Source organism: Pseudomonas sp. Pseusp18 (assembly GCF_059506005.1).
Window position 1 is genome coordinate 3731024 of record NZ_CP169240.1, and the last position, 18620, is coordinate 3749643.

Here is an 18620-nt window from a genome sequence, read left to right on the forward strand (position 1 = left end):
GCTCGCCGGTATCGCCAACGCCTGCACAGGTGCTTGCCAACCAATAGCCTATGATCTCGGACCATTGCCAATCTGCTCTGGAGTCAGCAATCTGACGCGACGTTCGAGCCCCGACACTCCGCTGCCCACAGGAGCCCAGCATGACCGCAACCGTTCTGGTACTGGTTGAAACCATCAATGAATACCTGCCGATTCTCGAACATCAGGGGTTTCATTTGATCCTGGCCCCAACCCCGGCCGAGCGCGCTGCCGCCATTGCCCGCCAGGGCAGCCAGATCGATGCGGTGCTGACGCGTGGCCCGTTGGGCCTGTATGCCAATGAAATCGCCGCCCTGCCCAACCTCAAGATCATCTGCGTGATCGGCGCCGGTTACGAACACGTCGACCTGCAGGCCGCCGTCAACCGGGGCATCACTGTCACCAACGGTGCCGGCGTCAATGCCTCCTCCGTTGCCGATCACGCCATGGCGTTGCTGCTGGCACTGGTTCGTGACATCCCTCGGGCCGATGCTGCCGTCCGTCGGGGCGAGTGGCCGAAAATCATGCGTCCTTCGCTGTCCGGCAAACACATAGGCATCCTCGGCCTCGGTGCCGTTGGCCTTGCTATCGCCAAACGTGCCGCCAACGGCTTCGATATGAGAGTGAGTTACCACAACCGTCAGCATCGCAGCGATGTGCCGTATAGCTATTGCTCGACGCCTACCGAGCTGGCACGCCAATCAGACTTTCTGATAGTTGCCACCCCGGGCGGGATCGGCACCCAACACCTGATCAACCGGCAAGTGCTCGACGCCCTGGGGCCTAACGGTTTCCTCGTCAACATCGCCCGAGCCAGCGTGGTCGTCACGGCAGACCTGATCACCGCGCTCGAACAGCGGCGGATCGCCGGTGCCGCGCTGGATGTCTTCGACCACGAACCCCAGGTACCGGACGCCCTCAAGGGGTTGGCCAACGTGATTCTGACTCCGCATGTCGCCGGATTGTCCCCGGAGGCCACCCAAGGCACCGTCGAACTGGCCGGCAAAAACCTGACGGCTTTTTTTTCCGGTCAGCCGGTACTGACGCCCATTGCGTTACCGCCACCGTCGACAACCACCCGACTCAATCACTAAAGAACGCCCAACAGCGTCCAGAGTCGTCGGGATTCGGCATCGGCGCTGATCAGTTCGCCCAGCAGCTCGCTCAGGGGCTTGTTGCCCCACTCCACGCCCCGCTTGATCAGATAGGGCACCGGACTGTGGGGTTCGGTGCGCGCCAGGTACTCGGCGATCAGCAGCAATTGCCGGTACGCCTCTTCACGATTCGCCGGTTCGCTGAACACCTGGGGCACGGCAAGGACTTCAGGCGCGGCGGTCGGGCTGGGGCTCGATGCAGCCACCACTGGCGTTTCGACCGGAGGCGCCGGGGTCGGTTTTCGTGGATGCATGGCGATAAACTCCTGAACCAGCGTCAACAACGCGTCGATCACGTCCTGCAGCACCTTGAAGCCTGGGGCCTGATTTCCGAGAAAAGCGTCGCTCCACACCTCCAGGCGCTGCAAGTGCTGCTGGCTGAGCAGCAGACTGCCCTGGCTGCGCAACCAGAATGACAACGGTGTGGCGCGAATCTGTTCGGTGATTTTTTTCTGTTCGTTGCGCGCGTTCTCGGCCGAGGTCTTGGCCGCTTTACTGTCGCTGCCCTGCACCTGTTGCAACTGCAACCGGCGCCAGGCGTCCAGGCAGAAACCATCGAATTCGTGGTTGTGCGGCTCGAACAGCGGCACTCGGGTCAGCAACACTTCAGCGTAGCGTCGAGCCAGCCATTCCAGCGGTATCACTCGCCACGACTGGTCGCCGTCCTCAGCCTGCGGGTGCAAGTGTTCGGGATAGCGCTCGCATAACCCGGCCACCAGCGCCAGGCTGCCCGGCAACCCTTCAAGCCCGTCCTGATGCAGCCAGGCCTCCCCCAGCCAAGCGCTTAGCATCAAATCCTTGCTGCGCTCGAGCAGCAGGCTCGTGGCCAGTTTTTCCAGCTCCGGCCACTGGGCGCGCTTGATCGACGACTGCCACACCCCCGTCGGCAAACTGGTGTCATCCTCGCGGCGCAGTTCGCGCAACCGGTCGAACTCGGGTTCATAACGCAAATCCTGACCACAAGGCGCCTCCTTGCTGATCGGTTCGAGCAGTTGCGCAATCAGTTCCGGCAACGGTGTTGATGGTTGATTCACAGGCCCTCCTCCTCATGGGATTCAATCGCCGCGGTCGAGCGCGTCACCAGGAACGGTGAACGCGGAGCCCGGGTCGGCAAGGGCTGAATGGACAACGGCAATTTCGAGCCCTGGGTCATCAACGACAGGCGCACAAACATCAGGGTTTGCTCCGCTGCGCTGGCCTGCGTGGTCACGGGCAGGCGCAAGGTCAACGGAAAATCCGTGTAGTCCATGCTGGGTTGGCGTTGCACCGACATGTGCGAACGCATCAAGCGCAACAGCGACCATGGACCGCTGTACTCCCAACCTGCTTCCAGATCCCGCACCACCAGGCTCGGCTGTAACGGATCGTTGGCCGGACGCTGATAGCCATTTCTGGCCCAACGCAAGGTCAGCCGGACAGGTTGGCCGACCATCCAGCGCAGGTTCTGCTGAGCCTCGCCGGGATAGCTGATCTGTTGATTCCCGGCATTCAAGCCCCAGGCAATCACCTGGTCGGCACCGCGCTCTTCCTCCCGATCGGTGCGCCAGCGCACATCCATCTCCACCCCCAGCACGCCGCTCTTGTCGCGCACGAACATCGGCCCCAGCCAGGTACTGGCTTGCTTCAGACGATTGAGAAAGTCCTCGGCGGCTAAACGTTCCGGGGTCTGGCTCAGGGCCAACCCAGCCTGCGCCACCGGCAAACGCTTGTCGATCAGCTCCAGCAAATGCTGGACCCGGGCCGGGTCGGCGTCGCTGGCCTGCAAGCCATTGGCAAACGGAAAGCGCTCTGCCAGGTACTGGTTGAAATAATTGGCCAGCTCATTCCAGGCCGCCGCAGCCTGTTGCTGTTGCAGGGACTGGCAGCGCTGCATGGCGGTTTGTTGCAGTTCCACGGCGCGCAATGCCAAGGTTCCGCGCCCACCCGACAGATTGGCGGTTTGCAGAATCTGCCCGCAGGACGCGACGTCCATTTCGATGAAGTCGCGGCTCACCAACTGCTCGATCTGCGCTGGCGAACTGGCAGGGTTCTGTTCTTTGTATTTGAGCAGTTCATCGTTGAGCGCACTGAACTGCGTCACCCGTTCGTAATCCAGTGCCGAGAGGTTCTGTTGCTGGACTTTCAGCCATTCCAGCGCCGAAGTGCGGCGTTCGGTGATGCCGAGCATGGTGTTGAACTGCTGCTTGAGGCTCAGTTTCAGATCCTGCACGTCATTGGCGCCGTACAGTTGCAGGCCGAAGTTTTTCGAGCCGTCCCACTGGCTGATTTCGGTGCGCCCGCTGAACAGCGGCTGGGCGACGATTTCATCGAGGCCACTGACGATGTCGGCCAGGGCGCGGCGGTTCAAAGCGGTTTGCAAACGCGTGGCCAGATCGCTGCGGCGCACCTCGACAAAGGCCTTTTGCAAGGCAATCGCCTGAGATGCCTGCACATTGAAGACACCACTGTGGACCTGCGCATTGTGCTCGCGCAGGCTCGACAACATGGCCTTGACCACCGCGCCTTCGGCCGCTTGCAGCAACGCGCCACGATACGCCGGGGGAATGCGCGGCAGCTCTTCGGCGGCATAACTCTTGTAACTGGCGAAGTAGTTCAGCGCACTGTCGAGGTCGTCGCCATCAACACCGCGCCCCTGCCCATCCGGGACGTCGGACTGATCCGCCTGCAAGGCGATGGCGACAAAATCACGCTTGAACAGTGCCTGCACGGCGTTGTTCAACTGCACCACATGCTCCTGCAAGACCAGTTGCCCGCTGCCTTGCTGAATCAGCAAATTGTCCCTGGCCCCGGCCTGGGTGATCCACTGGTCACGAAAGCTCTGCTGCAACTTCGACGCCTGTTGATCCAGTTGCTGTTCGACCTGCGGGCCAAGCAATGTGCTTTGGCGCACCTTGTCCATCATCGCCCGGTAACCGGGCACCAGATCCTGTCCCTTGCCCCGGCTCCACGCCGAGTTGGTCAAGCCGACCAGCGCTTGCAGGTCGTCGATCAACGCCCGCAGATCTTCCAGCTCGGTGAGGGAATTGCCGCTGCCGGCCTCCAGTCGCTCCAGGTGCAATCTCAGATAACCGGCCTGGCGGACAAAGTTATCGGCAAGGAAATACTGGTCCAGCCAGCGCTCCATGAGCCCGAGGAAGTTTTCCTCGATCTGCGCGCGCTCGACGGTCAGGTCAAGTGGTTTCAACTCACTGTTGTCGACATCCAGCAGCGCCCGGTTGTAAAAACCGGCGCGGTGCAACGTGCCAGCGTTGAGGTTCAGCGACAGGGCGTTGTTGCTCAGCAACACAAGGTCTTCGAGCGGCGCCTTGGTGTTGTTCAGCGCCTGACTGAACCACTGGTTCTGCTGCTCCAGACTCACCGCACGCTCGACCAGCTCCGTGGCCTTGACGTAGTTTTGCCATTGGGCCGGGTCTTCGCTTTCGACGTTGCCCCGTCGTTCGGTGTTGCGAATGGTCTTGAGTTGCGCCAGATCCGCGCTCAACAGATCGCGCAGCGGCAACAACAAGTGACTATGTGCGGTCAGGCGCAATTCGTTCTCCAACTGCGCATCCAGCGAGGAGAACCAGGAGGTCGGAAACACCACCGAGGTGAAGCGCCAGCGCTGCGCCTTCTCCAGCACCCGCCAGAAACCCTGGACGTTACGCCGGGTCGCCTCCCGCCGATGAGATTCATCCGTGACCGCCACGTAATTTTTCTGCGCCCCTTGCATCAGGCGCGACAACTCATGGGCATCCTTTTCCGAGTCCTGCCACACCCACAGCATGCCAGCGCCCCAGAGCAGCGCGACCACCAGCGCCACCCCACCGGTCACGCGCTGCCAGCGCTGACGCAGGCGTAACAGACGCGGCACCACCTGAGCCAGACCGCGCTCGGCGACCACCCGCCGCTGCCACAGTTGCCGGGCGAAAGCGCTCTGCTGCAAGCCGGTGTCGTAGGCCGAAAACCCGTCGGCGCTGTCGTCCGAGGGCTGGTTGGCGGTGAAATAGACACCGCGAAAACGTGGCGCCTCGCCTTGCGCATTACCCTGGAAAACCGGTTCCAGCAAGGATTGCAGATGCCGCCGCAAGGCTTCGAAACGTTCCGGCAAGCCATACAAATCGACGCTCAACTGCCCGGACAAGGCGCCGATTTCGATGATCGATTCCGCCAGGGCCCGGTTGACCTGATCCAGCGCCTGATCGCTCCATTGCGCTTGCCACACCGCATCGGGCCCGTGGGGCGAAGACCAGCCGAGTGTGCGTTCGCGAGCCTCGACCGGCAGCGCGCTAATCAACTCCTGAAAACCCGGCAACTCTTCCATGCCGGTAACGACCACGTACACCGGCAGACTCAAACCGAAGCGCTGCAACAGATCGATAAAACGTCGACGCGCCGCCAGGCCGAGGGCCGCCGCCTGCTCGGCATTGCCCAGCCGACTGATCGGCACCGTCCAGATCACGCCGTCCAGCGGACGCTGACTGCGCAAGCGCAGGATCAACCCCAGCAAGCGCCACCAGCCACCCCGTTGCAGGTGCATGCCTTCATCCGGCAAAAACAGCGCCTGGGGCACCACCAATACGGCACCTTCGGGGTCCGACCACCAGCGACCGAACCAGCTCGGTTTGTCGGTGGGCTGCAAGCGCCACTGGGTGCACAACTGCGTGCCCTGAGTCTCGTTGCCGAGCATCAGCAGCCAGGGAATCTGGTAACGATCCCGGGTGCCTTGCTCCTGCTCCATCTGCCGCACCGCCAGGTAAAAACTGCGGATCGCCGCGCCGCTTTGCGTGCGCAACCACCAGACCGCCACGGCGACAATCGCCAGCACCAACAGCACGACGATGATCAGACCGATAATCCCCAGCGTGCTCATGAGTCTTGCTCCGAGGTGGCCACCGAATCGGTCAGTTGCAAGACCGGTTCGAGCTCCTGGCGAATGTCACGCCAGAACAACTGCCCCAAACCGGTCAGCAACAGGACCACGGCAAGAATTCCCAACCCCAGGCGAAAGCCATCGGGCAACGAAAGACGCACCGGCAATTGCAGCGGCGTCACCGCCGAAGGTTGTTCGAGCCGGGCGCTGACATCGGCATAATCCGCCTCGTGCTGCCAGGCAAAGGTGAACAGCGCCAGGCGCCATTTTTCATGCTGGGCCTGATTCTGTTCGCCCCGCAGACGCCCCTGAAAGCCCAGCACCAGGCACTGCAAATAGACATTGGCCAGATCGCGAGTGGTAGGGATTTGCTCATCCAGCAGCTCCTTGATCGCCAACGGTATCCGCTCGCCGGCCTGACGACTGGCGTACATCCGCGATTCCAGGGGTTTATCCTGCCAGGCCGACTGGCCCGGCCACGGCGTGAACAGCAAGGTTTCATCGACCAGCGCGACAAAGGCATAAACCAGCGCTTTGACTTGTTCGGTGGCGGCATCACCGACTTTGGCAAAAGCGGTTCGCCAGAGTCGCTGGGAGATTTGCGTGGAGAGTTCGACCACCGCTTCCACCAGCGCTTCGTCTTCGCTGTCCTTGGGCAACTGGCTCCAGTCCTGGGACCATTGCTGCCAGGCCTGGCGAAAAGCACTGCTCAGCGGCGCTTCGTTCAGGCCTCGTGTACCTGTCCCGGCATTCCCCTCAGACATATGACGTTCCTTCCTTGATCAAGCACTTTCACTCGCCTGGGCCACAAACAACACCACTTGCCATGGACTGCTGGCCAGCCTGGAAGCCGGTGCGGCAATCAGCAACGGCAACTGCCCGTCGAACCATTGGCCTTCGGCCGTCACCACGAACAACCGCGTATCGTCGCCGACGCCGTAGGCCACTTGCTCATTGCGGCTCATGGCCTCATGGGACAAACCGCTCATGCGCTGACGGCTGAGCAACGGGATGTGCGGCTGCGAGGCGATGATCGCTCCGCTCAGCCATTCGCTGGCGGCCTGCTCGCTGGCGCCATTGGGCATGCGCAAACCGATGACCAGCCGTTGGCTCGGTTGGTCGTCGGGCAATTGAATCGAGAAGGATTGTTCGTTGCGTTCGAACGCCAGGCTGCGATAGCCGGCGCGGATCAGTTCGAGGGTCTTTTCCAGCCAGTCGAGCACCGTTTCATAGCCGCGCTGCAACTCCAGAAAATCCAGCGGCGCGAATGCCGGAACCCCGGCTAATGGATCGAGCGCCGACCACGCGCCGGCCAGCCCGAGCAACGAGCCATACAGCGCCTGCGGCGCGGCCACGCGACTGTTCAGCAGACCTTCGACTTCCGGCAATCGCGCCCACAGCGCCGTCAACTGACGCCGGATTTCCATCGAATCATCCTGATTGCCGGCCTGCTGCGCCTGGCGCAAACGACCGGCGAGGAACATGCATTTCTCCCGCGCCCTGGCACACAGTCCCGCCACGCGCCGGCCCACCACCGATTCGGGCAACAGGCACGGCGTTGGCGGTGTGTAAGGCAACGCTAGAAAGCCGCCACCTTCCTTGCGAATTCTCAACAGCGGCAGGCAGACGGAATCCGCCTTGTTCAGTTGCGTGCACAAACGCGGATTCGGACGCCACACCGTGATCGATTCGGGGTACTCGCCACTGGTGAGGTCCGGCAGTGCATCGCCGACCACCGACTGCAATCGCCCCTTGAGCGGCAGCAACTGACCGGCACGCCACAGCGGGCTGACCGCCAGGTAAACGGTGACGGTGGCATTGTCCGTGGCGTCGATCGCCTCACTGACGTCGAGCTCCAGCATCGGCCCGACACCGGCCTGCAGATTGACCGGCAAACCATCCGGCAACGTCGCCTGCAAATTGAGCAGGCGCACCAGCCCGGCACTCAGTGCCGAGGGATCGAATTCAACGCGGGTCACGCCCCAGAACCATGGATTACACGCCTGGGCGAAATGCGCTACCAACGCCTCGGCCCGCAGCCCTTGCAACTGAAAATGCTGGGGCAGCAACTGCATGCCCTCATGCCAGCAAACCGCGTCAGGAAGCAGACTCATACGATTCCCTTCGACCTCTTGTGGTGCCTGGCTTGAACATCAGCCCTTGTGGGAGCAATCCTGTGTTCAGTTCGGGTGGTCGCTGACCAGTGTCATCTCGCGACTGTCGAACTTGAGCCAGGCGTTGCTTTGATCGTCCAGCCGCAACCGGTGTGCTCCGGGAGTGGTATAGCTGGCGAAGACTAAAAGTCCAGCCGCCCGCTTGCCCCCCAACGGGAAGGGTTGTTTGTCGATGAATTGACCGGGCACCAGCTCCAGTCCCCAGACCGACATCAGCTGCCGGTAGTCGCGCTGATACTGCTCGCGTTCGGCGAACCACTGGCGAGCGGTGATGCCCGACAATTGCTTGAGCAGATCCGCGTCGTTCACCGCAATGAAGTCCACCGCAATCGGGGTGTCATCGTTGGCGCGGGGCGCGACGTCCAGCGTCAGGTTATCGAGATCGACGCGAGGCCCGAACAACGAACACCCGGCGAACGACAGGAGCACAAGCAAAGAAAAAAGACGTGCGTACAAAATGAATTTTCCTTTTCTCGACACGGTCCAAAAACGTTTTTCGTTTGCTTTTTTATAGACCTGTTCTAGCGTCTTGGGTAGTTCGGTCGGCACGACGAATGTGGAAGGTTCGTCAAAGGAATGACAGGTCCTCTGCCCTCCCTTTCTAACCTACGGTCCAGTAAGGGAATGCGATGAAACGGGCCTCCCGATGCATTGCTCCCGCCTCATGCATCGGAGTCAGCCACCATGGCAGAAAGTACTCAGCACAAGCTAGACAGGGTTCGCCCACCCCGGGTGCAAATCACCTACGACGTCGAAATCGGCAACGCGATCGAGAAGAAAGAATTGCCATTGGTTGTCGGTATTCTTGCCGACCTCTCCGGCAAGCCTCTCGAACCACTCCCGAAATTGAATGAACGGCGTTTCACCGAAATCGACCGCGACAACTTCAATGAAGTCCTCGCCTCGATCGGCCCGCGCGCCACCTTGCAGGTCAACAACACCCTCAGCGGCGACGACAGCAAGCTCAACATCGAGCTCAACTTCAAACACATCGATGACTTCGATCCGGTCAAGGTGGTCGAGCAAGTCACTCCGCTGCGGCGCCTGTTCGAAGCGCGTCAACGTCTGCGCGACCTGCTGACCAAACTCGATGGCAACGATGATCTGGACAAGCTGCTGCGTGACGTCATTGCCAACACCGAGGGACTGCAAGAGATCAAGTCGGCTCGTCCGGACACCGCCGCTCCCGCTCCTGCTGGCGACAGCGAAGCACCGGCTGAACCGCAAGCCTGATCGCTCATCCACCCAGGGAGAATTTTGCCATGCCCGCCTCATCCGCCGCCCAGACCCAAGCCAGTGACAGTGCAAGCGAGACCTTGTCCTTGCTCGATGAAATAATCGCCAAAGGCCGCATGGCCCATGACGACAGCCAACAGGATTACGCCCGCGACATGCTCGCGGAATTCGCCACCCAGGTCCTCGATGAAGGCATGGCCGTCGACAAGGACACCGTGGCGATGATCAACGACCGCATCAGCCAGATCGACGAGCTGATCAGCGCTCAACTGAACGAAGTGCTGCACCACCCGGACCTGCAGAAACTTGAAGCCTCCTGGCGCGGCCTGCACTTGTTGGTAAAGAACACCGAAACCAGTTCCCGACTGAAATTGCGCCTGCTCAACGTGACTCAAAAAGAGCTGCAGAACGACCTGGAAAAAGCCGTCGAGTTCGACCAGAGCGCGCTGTTCAAGAAGATCTACGAAGAGGAATACGGCACCTTCGGTGGCCATCCGTTCAGCCTGCTGGTGGGTGACTACACCTTCGGTCGGCACCCGCAGGACATCGGCCTGCTGGAGAAACTGTCGAACGTCGCGGCGGCCGCCCATGCGCCATTCATTGCCGCCGCCAGCCCTCGGTTGTTCGACATGAACAGCTTCACCGAACTGGCCGTGCCACGGGATCTGTCGAAAGTGTTCGAGAGCCAGGAGCTGATCAAGTGGCGCTCGTTCCGTGAAAGCGAAGATTCGCGCTACGTATCGTTGGTGCTGCCGCACTTCCTGCTGCGCCTGCCTTACGGTCCTGACACGTCGCCGGTGGAAGGCATCAACTACGTCGAAGACGTCAACGGCAGCGACCACGGCAAATACCTGTGGGGCAACGCCGCGTGGGCCTTGTCGCAACGGATCACCGAAGCCTTCGCCAAATACGGCTGGTGCGCGGCGATTCGCGGTGCCGAAGGCGGTGGTGCGGTGGAAGGCCTGCCGGCCCATACCTTCCGTACAACCTCCGGCGACCTGTCGCTCAAATGCCCGACCGAAGTGGCGATCACCGACCGTCGCGAGAAAGAACTCAACGACCTCGGCTTCATCGCCCTGTGCCACAAGAAAAACAGCGACGTGGCGGTGTTCTTCGGCGGCCAGACCACCAACAAGTCCAAGGTCTACAACACCAACGAGGCGAACGCCAACGCGCGGATTTCGGCGATGCTGCCGTACGTGCTCGCGGCCTCGCGTTTCGCGCACTACCTGAAGGTGATCATGCGCGACAAAGTCGGCAGCTTCATGACCCGCGACAATGTGCAGACCTACCTCAACAACTGGATCGCCGACTACGTGCTGATCAACGACAACGCGCCGCAAGAGATCAAGGCGCAGTACCCGTTGCGTGAAGCCCGGGTGGATGTGACCGAGGTCGCCGGCAAGCCGGGAGCCTACAAGGCCACGGTGTTCCTGCGGCCGCACTTCCAGCTTGAGGAACTGACCGCGTCGATCCGCCTGGTCGCGACCCTGCCGCCACCGGTAGCCGCCTGACCACTGCAACCTGTGGCCCCATTGAGGTCTGTGGTTCCACTAAAACTTGTGGCGAGGGAGCTTGCTCCCGCTGGGGTGCGAAGCGGCCCCAAAAAATGGGACTGCTACGCAGTCCAGCGGGAGCAAGCTCCCTCGCCACAGGTTCGGTGTGTGGCCTTACAGGTTCGGTGTTCGGCTTAACAGGCTCAGTGTTTGGCTTAATTGATTGGATTGGGCATTCACCCCCACTTATCGCGATAATCTTCAGGAGTTTCATGCGATGGATGCAATCATTCTCGACCTCGGCGGCGACATCAAAGGCGATAGCTTGCTTGAGGGTTACAAGGACAAGATCGAAGTCATGTCCTACAGCCACAACGTGGCCATGCAGGTGACCAACGACGTCAGCAACTCGGAGCGCACCTCCGGCAAGCCGCACATCGGCGAGTTCACCCTGACCAAATTCGTCGACAGCTCGACGCCTTCCCTCAACGAATATTGCTGCGCCGGCAAACCGATCCCCGAAGCCAAGATCACCATCGGCCGTAACGCCGCCGAAGGCAGCGGTCAGTTGATGCCGTTCATCATCTACACCCTGACCAACGTGGTGCTGTCCAACGTCAGCGTCAGCGGCGGCACGGGTGGCAAACCGGTGGAAACCATTTCCCTGAACTTCACCAAGATCAAGTGGGAGCTCACCGCCCAGAAAGACGACGGCACCAAGGAAGGCACGGCCGCCTCGACCTGGGACATGGCCGCCAACAAGCTCGTCAAGTAAGCGGACGCGTCGGCCATGGCAGGCACCGGCATGCTCCCACCGTTGTTCGAGCGCCTCGCCGCCAGCGAGGTCGACACCGTGCAGGTGTTCGATCGCCAGGGGCTGCTCGACTCGGTGCACACGGAGTTGCTGCGCCTGTTCAACACCCGACGCGGCTCACGTCCGCTGACCTCTCCGCCGAGCATTCTCGACTACGGCATCGCTGACTGGACCGCCTTGCAACAGCAGCGCAGCGATGACCGTCGTCAGTTGGCACGGGAAATCCGCGAGGCCATCAGCCATTTCGAACCGCGCCTGCAACTGGGCGAGGTCCAGGTCAATCCGGTCCCCGGCCATCCGCAGCAACTGAGCATTCGGCTGGTGGGCGAGTTACGCAGCGGCCAGCAGCACTGGCCCGTGGCCTTTGTCATCGAGAAGGCCAGCCATGGTCTTGAGGTGCGTCATGAGCGACTCGATTGACCCGCAACTGCTCGATTACTACCAACGCGAACTGACCTGGCTGCGCCACGCCGGGAGCATTTTTGCCGAGCGATATCCCAAGGTCGCCAGACGCCTGGAACTGTCCCCCGGTGAATGCCCCGACCCACATGTCGAGCGGCTACTTGAAGGTTTCGCCCTGCTCGCGGCACGCCTGCAACGGCGGCTCGATGACGACTATGCCGAGTTCAGCGACGCCTTGCTCGAACAGCTTTACCCGTTGGCCATGCGGCCGTTGCCGTCCTGCGCGATCGTGCAGTTCGAGCCGGACCCGAGCAAGGGCAACTTGAACGATGGTTATCCATTGCCCCGCGACACACCGCTATTCGTCACCACCAGCAAAGGCGAGAGCATCCACTTTCGCACCAGCGCCGCGGTTCGATTGTGGCCGGTGGAAATCAACGAAGCGCTGCTGCTGGGCAGCGATGAAGCCCAGGCCCTGACCGGTGTGGCGCAAGCACGCTCGGCCTTGCGCCTGAGCCTGCGTTGCCTGGGTGAGAGCCAGTGGTCGACGCTGGCCATCAAACAATTACGCGTGCACCTGGCCGCCTCGCCGGTGATCAACGCCTGCCTGTATGACCTGCTCGGCGCCCACGCGGTGAAGGTGCTGGCCGGACCGGTCGGCAGCGTGCCGGTCATGCTGGCCGGGTTGCCGCAAATCGTCGGTTTTGCCAGCGACGAAGTGCTGTTGCCGGACGAGGATGGTGTGCATCCGGGCATGCGCCTGCTCGCCGAGTACTTTGCGTTCCCGGACAAATTCAACTTCTTCGACATTCCATTGGCCGGCGCCGCCAGCGACAGCCAGCCGCTGTACCTGTACATCGTGTTCGACCGCGCCCCGGCCAACCGCCTGCACCTTCAGGCCAGCGACTTCGCCCTGGGCTGCGCACCGGTGATCAACCTGTTTCCACGTACCTCGGAACCATTGCGCCCGGACGGCACCCGCAGCGAGTATCGCCTGGTCGCCGACAGTCACCGGGAAAACAGCGTCGAGATCCACAGCATCCGCGCCATGCGCGCCAGCTCAAGCCAGGGCGTGCAGCGGGTGCCAGCGTATTACGGCAGCCAGCATATCGGCGGCGACAAACAGTGCTATTGGCATGCGCGACGGGTCAGCGGCATGACCCCGAATCGGCTGGGCACCGACCTGATGGTGAGCCTGGTGGACACCCGACTCGATCCGCTGACCGAGGCCAGCGAATACAGCCTCACCGCCGAACTGCTGTGCACCAACCGGCATCTGGCCCAGAGCCTGCCGGCCCGCACGCCCCTGGGTTTCGAACGACCGGGGCCGGTGGCCTGGGCCCGTTTGCGCAACCCGCCGAGCCCGCAGAGTTTGCCGCGACTGGATGGCGAATCCCGTTGGCGGCTGGTGTCGCAACTGACCCTCAATCATTTGTCACTGGTCGAGGGGCCGCAGGCGCTGGACGCCCTCAAGGAAATCCTCCAGTTGCACAACCTGCGTGACGAGGCCAGCGCCTTGCGGCAAATCGACGGCTTGTTAAGCCTCGGCTGCGAACGAGTGATCGCCCACGTCGGCGAAGACGCGTGGCGCGGCTGGCGCAATGGGCTGGAGGTTCAGCTGCAACTCGATCCGCAGCATTTCGTCGGCAGCAGCGCGGTGTTGTTTTCCGCGGTGCTGGCGCAGTTCTTTTCACTCTATGCCACGGCCAATCGCTTCGTGCGCACGGTTCTGGTCCAGTCAGACAAGGAGGTCAAGACATGGCAACCCCAAGCCGGCATGCCGCTCTCCCTCTGAGCCTGAGTCAGAAGCTGCGGCGCGATCCGCAGGCGTTCCAGTTGCTGCAAGCATTGTTGCTGCTGGAGCGCGAACACCCGCAAGCCGAATCCCTGGGCAGCGGCACCGCCCCCCAAGCGGAAGCCTTGCGCCTGCGCGGGCCGCTTACGCCGCTGTTTTCCGCCAGTGAAATCGAAAGCCTGACTCAGGAAGCTGACCAGCCCCCGACGCTCACGACCCCAGTGTTTGGCCTCGGCGGGCCGGACGGCCCCCTGCCCTACGCCTATCAGGAATGGCTGCAACAACGGGCCCGCGCCAAGGACTATGCCCCGGCCGAATTCCTCGACCTGTTCCAGCATCGCTTGCTCAGCCTGCTGTACAAGGTGATGCGCAAACACCGGATCGCCGTCGGCTTCACAGCCCCCGGCGCGTCGCCGGTGCAGGCGCAACTGCGGGCGCTGACCGGGCTGTTGCCCAAAGCCTTGCAGGAACGCCAGGCCGTACCCGACTCTGCGGTACTGGCGTGCAGCGCGCTATTTGCCGACGGTCGTCGTTCCCTGGCCGGCTTCGCCGCGATCGTGCGCGAGCACTTCGAACTGCCAGTAGAACTCAGCGCCTATGAAGGTGCCTGGCGGGAGATTCCGCCGGCCAGTCGCAGTCGACTGCAACCGGGCGGGCGCAATCTGCAGCTGGGCCGCAACGCGGTGGCCGGCACTCGGGTCTGGGATGAACACGCCGGCATCCGTCTGACCCTCGGCCCGCTGACCTCGGCGCAGGCGGCGCGGTTTCTGCCGGACGGTGAAGCCCATCCGGCACTGGCCAGTCTCAGCGCGCTGTATTTCGGCCCCGACCTGGATTGCACACTGGTGCTGTTGGTGCGCGGTGCCAGTCCGATGAAACTCGGTCGCCAGGCCCCGCCCTTGCTCAGTTGGAACGGCGGCCTGCAACGCCAGACCAGCCTTGCCGTGCAACGGATCGAAACCCGCCTTCGTCAGCTGGAGATCACCTGAACATGGAACTGGCCAGTCTGATCGGACGCCTCAACCCGGACAACCGCCGTGCCCTCGAACGGGCCGCGCAGCGCTGCCTGCAACGGGGTCATCATTACGTCGAAATCGAACACTTGCTGTTGGAGTTGCTGGACATCGAGGGCGGTGACTTCGCCTGGCTGCTGCCGCGCTTCGGGCTGGAGCGCGATGCCCTGACGGCGGAAATCAACAAGGCCCTGGAACTGTTCAAATCCGGCAGCACCCGCACCCCGGCGCTCTCGGCGCACACCATCGGCCTGCTTGAAGACGCGGTGGTTCAGGCCAGTGTGCTTGGCCTGGAGAGCATTCGCTCGGGTTTGCTGCTACTGGCCCTGCTCGACCGTGATGAACGTCGCAGCCTGCTGCTCAATAGCGCCTCGTCGCTGTTGAAAATTCCACGGGAAGCCTTGCGCAGCAATTTGCTGGAGTGGACCGAAAACTCGCGCGAACACGTTGGCGGCACGCGGCCGGTCAGTACCGGCCATCCGCAACCGAAACAGGATTCGGTGCTCGACCAGTTCACCCAGGACCTGACCGCCGATGCCCACGCCGGGCGCATCGACCCCATCGTCGGCCGCGACGGCGAGATTCGACAGTGCATCGATATCCTGCTCAGACGTCGGCAGAACAACCCGATCCTGGTCGGCGCACCGGGGGTCGGCAAGACGGCGGTGGTCGAAGGCCTGGCGTTGCGCATTGCCGCCGGTGATGTACCGCCGTCGCTGCAAGAGGTCAGCCTGCGGGTACTCGACCTCGGTCTGTTGCAAGCTGGCGCCGGGGTCAAGGGCGAGTTCGAGCAGCGGCTCAAAGGCGTGATCGACGCGGTGCGCAGCGCCGACAAACCGATCATTCTGTTCATCGACGAAGCCCACACCCTGATTGGCGCTGGCGGCGCGGAAGGCGGCAGCGACGCGGCCAATCTGCTCAAACCGGCGCTGGCCCGTGGCGAGCTGCGCACCCTGGCCGCGACCACCTGGCTTGAGTACAAAAAATACTTCGAGAAAGACCCGGCCCTCGCCCGGCGATTTCAGTTGGTGCAAGTCGAGGAGCCGGACGAAATCACCGCTGTAGAAATGCTCCGGGGCATGGCCGCGAAACTGGAACAGCATCACGGTGTGCAGGTGCTGGACGCGGCGATCCACGAAGCGGTGAAACTGTCCCACCGCTACATCTCCGGGCGCCAGTTACCGGACAAGGCCATCAGCGTGCTCGACACCGCGTGTGCCCGGGTCGCCCTCGGCCAGCATGACGTGCCGCCACCGCTGGAAAGCCTGCGTCATCGCCAGCAAAGTCTCAAGGAGGAAGTCGAACGCCTGCGCCGCGAACAGGCCACCGGGCTTGATCACCGTGAACGCATCACCCTGCTGGAAACCGAATCCGTGGGTAACGTGCAGGCCATTCGCGAACTGGAAACCCGCTGGAACGAAGAACGGATCGCCGTGCGCGAACTGCTGGAAACCCGTCGCGAATTACTCACCTTGAGCGAACGCGCCGACAACGATAAACCGGACGAAGCCACCGACAGCCGCATCGATCATCTGGCCGCCGAACTGGTGCGCCTGGAGGCCGGTCTGGACGCCATTCGCCAGGACGATCCGCTGGTACCGGAACAGGTCGACGGCAAAACCGTGGCCGCGGTGATCGCCGGCTGGACCGGCATCCCGGTGGGCAAGATGCTCGCCGACGAAGCCCACGCCGTGCGCACCCTCGGCCAGCGCATGGGCCTGCGGGTGATGGGCCAGAGCACCGCGCTGAACACCATCGCCCAACGCCTGCAAGCCTATCGCGCCGGCCTCACCGACCCGCAAAAACCGGTCGGCGTGTTCCTGCTGGTCGGCCCCACCGGCGTCGGCAAAACCGAAACCGCTTACGCCCTGGCCGACGCACTGTATGGCGGCGAACGCAACCTGATCAGCATCAACCTTTCCGAATACCAGGAAGCCCACACCGTCAGCCAACTCAAAGGCGCCCCGCCCGGCTACGTCGGCTACGGCAGCGGCGGTGTACTCACCGAAGCGGTGCGGCGCAAACCCTATTCGGTGGTGCTGCTCGACGAAATCGAAAAGGCCCACCCGGACGTGCTCGAAGCTTTCTACAACGTCTTCGACAAAGGCGTGATGGAAGACGGCACCGGGCTGGTGGTGGACTTCAAAAACACCGTGATGCTGGCCACCAGCAACGTCGGGGCTGAGTTACTGCTCGACACACCGACCGCTCAACTGGGCACCGATGCCTTCAACGAAGTGCTGCATCACGTGCTGCTGAAAGCCTTTCGCCCGGCGTTTCTGGCGCGCATGACGGTGGTGGCGTATCGGCCGCTGGATGAAACGACGCTGGAAGGAATTGTGTTGGCGAAGCTGGAGAAATTGCGCGGCCGGTACAAGGCCGCGACCGGCAAGCAGTTTGAGTTTGACGCCGGAATTGTGCAGGCGGTGTTGGCCAAGTGCAGTGCTGCCGGGGCAAGGGATGTTGAGAATGTGTTGATGACCCAGGTGACGGGGAAGTTGGCGGAGTGGGTGTTGGAGTAATGCCAGGACGACCAGACTGAAACTTCTACTTATTGACTCACCGAGCGGACACAACTAATGGAGCACTTCCAGTAATCAAAGGAGATCCTCGTGAGACGACTAACCACTCGTGTGGACCCGCAGGAATTAATGGCCATCTATAGCCCGATCAGAGCAAGCATAGTCTCAACGACACTGCAACATCAGGGAGTGTTGCCGGTACAGAGGCTAGCCTCTGGGGTAAAGGTTGCCAGAATTATAGAAAGACGCCATGTCGACACTTTCGGAAAGCCCGATAAAAGCAAAGTAACTGTATTTGACAACAGTCTGAAGCCTTACCGATATAACGGGAACTCCCCAAACTCATTCCCACCCATACAGCAATTACTTACCGACTCAAAAATCTCTTTACCTAACCCCCAACCTGGCACTTACGTCGCTACAAAAGGAAACAACAATCTTTTTGCCAGCCTGGCTGCAGAACGTGCGTATTACCGGGATAACGAAACTTATAAAGCACTCTTGAGCGGAGACAAAAGAAAATTGCGCGAGTACTTCGACATGGAAAATCTTATGGAAGACAGGTACATCCTGGAACAAGAAGTCACCCGCCCAATCAATTACATCAACACAGCAGACCCTTCCACCCGACGAGCCATGCAGGAAATATACAAAGAACACATGAAAGAGCTTCTCTATCTTTATAAGGACTTCAACATCCCCAATCTGCCCGACGCCAATGAACCGAACGAATTATTGGATTTTTTTCTCTCAGGCCCTACTTACGATCTTTCTCAACCCATTGGCAATACGCTACTGAGCAACTCACTTGCGATTAAGTTTCCGTCTGCCCGAACGAATGCCGCCCCCACTCCGTTATATTTCGAGGGCTCCAGCAATTTTGTCATACCCAACAACCTGTTTGGTAGCCTTGAATACAACAATACTTACTATGCCCTTAACAACAAAACCCTTATCAAGTCTTCTAATGGAGAAGAAAGCGCCATAGCCAAAATAAAAGACAACACCAAACAAGGTGAACCATGACGAACAACCAAGTATAAACGGGACTTATTTATTTTTAAAACCACAGCTTAATTAGGCGACACTAAAAATAAACCTGTCCCCTTTCCAAAGCACAGACCCAAAAGGCGAACCAACCCGAGCG

Annotated in this window: 14 protein-coding genes; 9 read left to right on the top strand and 5 right to left on the bottom strand. The window is 61.3% G+C overall.

Features of this window, described 5'->3' with window-relative positions:
* Positions 1-140: 140 nt before the first annotated feature.
* Positions 141-1112, top strand: a complete 972-nt coding sequence (locus tag ACEN9A_RS16665) for a 2-hydroxyacid dehydrogenase (protein WP_258668694.1) — start codon at positions 141-143, stop codon at positions 1110-1112.
* On the opposite strand, the gene tssA is transcribed toward ACEN9A_RS16665, so the two are convergent.
* The 5 genes from tssA to ACEN9A_RS16690 all read right to left on the bottom strand — a co-directional run bounded on the left by tssA (position 1109) and on the right by ACEN9A_RS16690 (position 8651).
* Positions 1109-2206 carry a type VI secretion system protein TssA gene (gene tssA / locus ACEN9A_RS16670; protein ID WP_258668695.1) on the bottom strand — a complete coding sequence of 366 codons (1098 nt, stop codon included), beginning with the start codon at positions 2204-2206 and terminating at the stop codon, positions 1109-1111. The genes ACEN9A_RS16665 and tssA overlap by 4 nt on opposite strands.
* Complete coding sequence (locus tag ACEN9A_RS16675; protein WP_258668696.1) at positions 2203-6021, bottom strand: type VI secretion system protein; 3819 nt, start codon at positions 6019-6021, stop codon at positions 2203-2205. The genes tssA and ACEN9A_RS16675 overlap by 4 nt, the downstream gene beginning before the upstream one ends.
* Positions 6018-6785 (bottom strand): DotU family type IV/VI secretion system protein, encoded by a 768-nt coding sequence (locus ACEN9A_RS16680; protein WP_258668698.1) that lies wholly within the window; start codon positions 6783-6785, stop codon positions 6018-6020. The genes ACEN9A_RS16675 and ACEN9A_RS16680 overlap by 4 nt, the downstream gene beginning before the upstream one ends.
* Positions 6786-6803: 18 nt before the next feature.
* Positions 6804-8135 carry a type VI secretion system baseplate subunit TssK gene (gene tssK / locus ACEN9A_RS16685; protein ID WP_258668700.1) on the bottom strand — a complete coding sequence of 444 codons (1332 nt, stop codon included), beginning with the start codon at positions 8133-8135 and terminating at the stop codon, positions 6804-6806.
* Positions 8136-8201: 66 nt separating this feature from the next.
* The gene (locus ACEN9A_RS16690) at positions 8202-8651 is read right to left on the bottom strand and encodes a type VI secretion protein (RefSeq protein WP_258668701.1); all 450 of its coding nucleotides are present in this window, start codon (positions 8649-8651) and stop codon (positions 8202-8204) included.
* A gap of 228 nt (positions 8652-8879) precedes the next feature.
* Here ACEN9A_RS16690 and tssB point away from each other — a divergent pair, with 228 nt between their 5' ends.
* The 8 genes from tssB (at position 8880) to ACEN9A_RS16730 (ending at position 18499) form a co-directional block, all read left to right on the top strand.
* Entirely contained in the window at positions 8880-9428 is a 549-nt protein-coding gene (gene tssB / locus ACEN9A_RS16695; protein WP_026331704.1) for a type VI secretion system contractile sheath small subunit, read from the top strand.
* Positions 9429-9457: 29 nt separating this feature from the next.
* Complete coding sequence (gene tssC / locus ACEN9A_RS16700) at positions 9458-10945, top strand: type VI secretion system contractile sheath large subunit (RefSeq protein ID WP_019648924.1); 1488 nt, start codon at positions 9458-9460, stop codon at positions 10943-10945.
* 259 nt (positions 10946-11204) lie between these two features.
* Positions 11205-11702, top strand: a complete 498-nt coding sequence (locus tag ACEN9A_RS16705) for an Hcp family type VI secretion system effector (RefSeq protein ID WP_007937704.1) — start codon at positions 11205-11207, stop codon at positions 11700-11702.
* A gap of 15 nt (positions 11703-11717) precedes the next feature.
* Positions 11718-12161 (top strand): type VI secretion system baseplate subunit TssE, encoded by a 444-nt coding sequence (gene tssE / locus ACEN9A_RS16710; protein ID WP_258668705.1) that lies wholly within the window; start codon positions 11718-11720, stop codon positions 12159-12161.
* Positions 12145-13938, top strand: coding sequence for a type VI secretion system baseplate subunit TssF (gene tssF / locus ACEN9A_RS16715; RefSeq protein WP_258668706.1), 1794 nt, complete (start codon positions 12145-12147; stop codon positions 13936-13938). Before tssE ends, tssF begins: the two co-directional genes overlap by 17 nt.
* The gene (gene tssG / locus ACEN9A_RS16720; protein ID WP_019648921.1) at positions 13902-14927 is read left to right on the top strand and encodes a type VI secretion system baseplate subunit TssG; all 1026 of its coding nucleotides are present in this window, start codon (positions 13902-13904) and stop codon (positions 14925-14927) included. The genes tssF and tssG overlap by 37 nt, the downstream gene beginning before the upstream one ends.
* 2 nt (positions 14928-14929) lie before the next feature.
* Complete coding sequence (tssH, locus tag ACEN9A_RS16725; protein ID WP_258668709.1) at positions 14930-17473, top strand: type VI secretion system ATPase TssH; 2544 nt, start codon at positions 14930-14932, stop codon at positions 17471-17473.
* Between the two features lie 90 nt (positions 17474-17563).
* A complete protein-coding gene (locus tag ACEN9A_RS16730; protein WP_258668710.1) occupies positions 17564-18499 on the top strand; it encodes a hypothetical protein in 936 nt (311 codons plus the stop codon).
* The last annotated feature ends 121 nt before the right edge of the window (positions 18500-18620 follow it).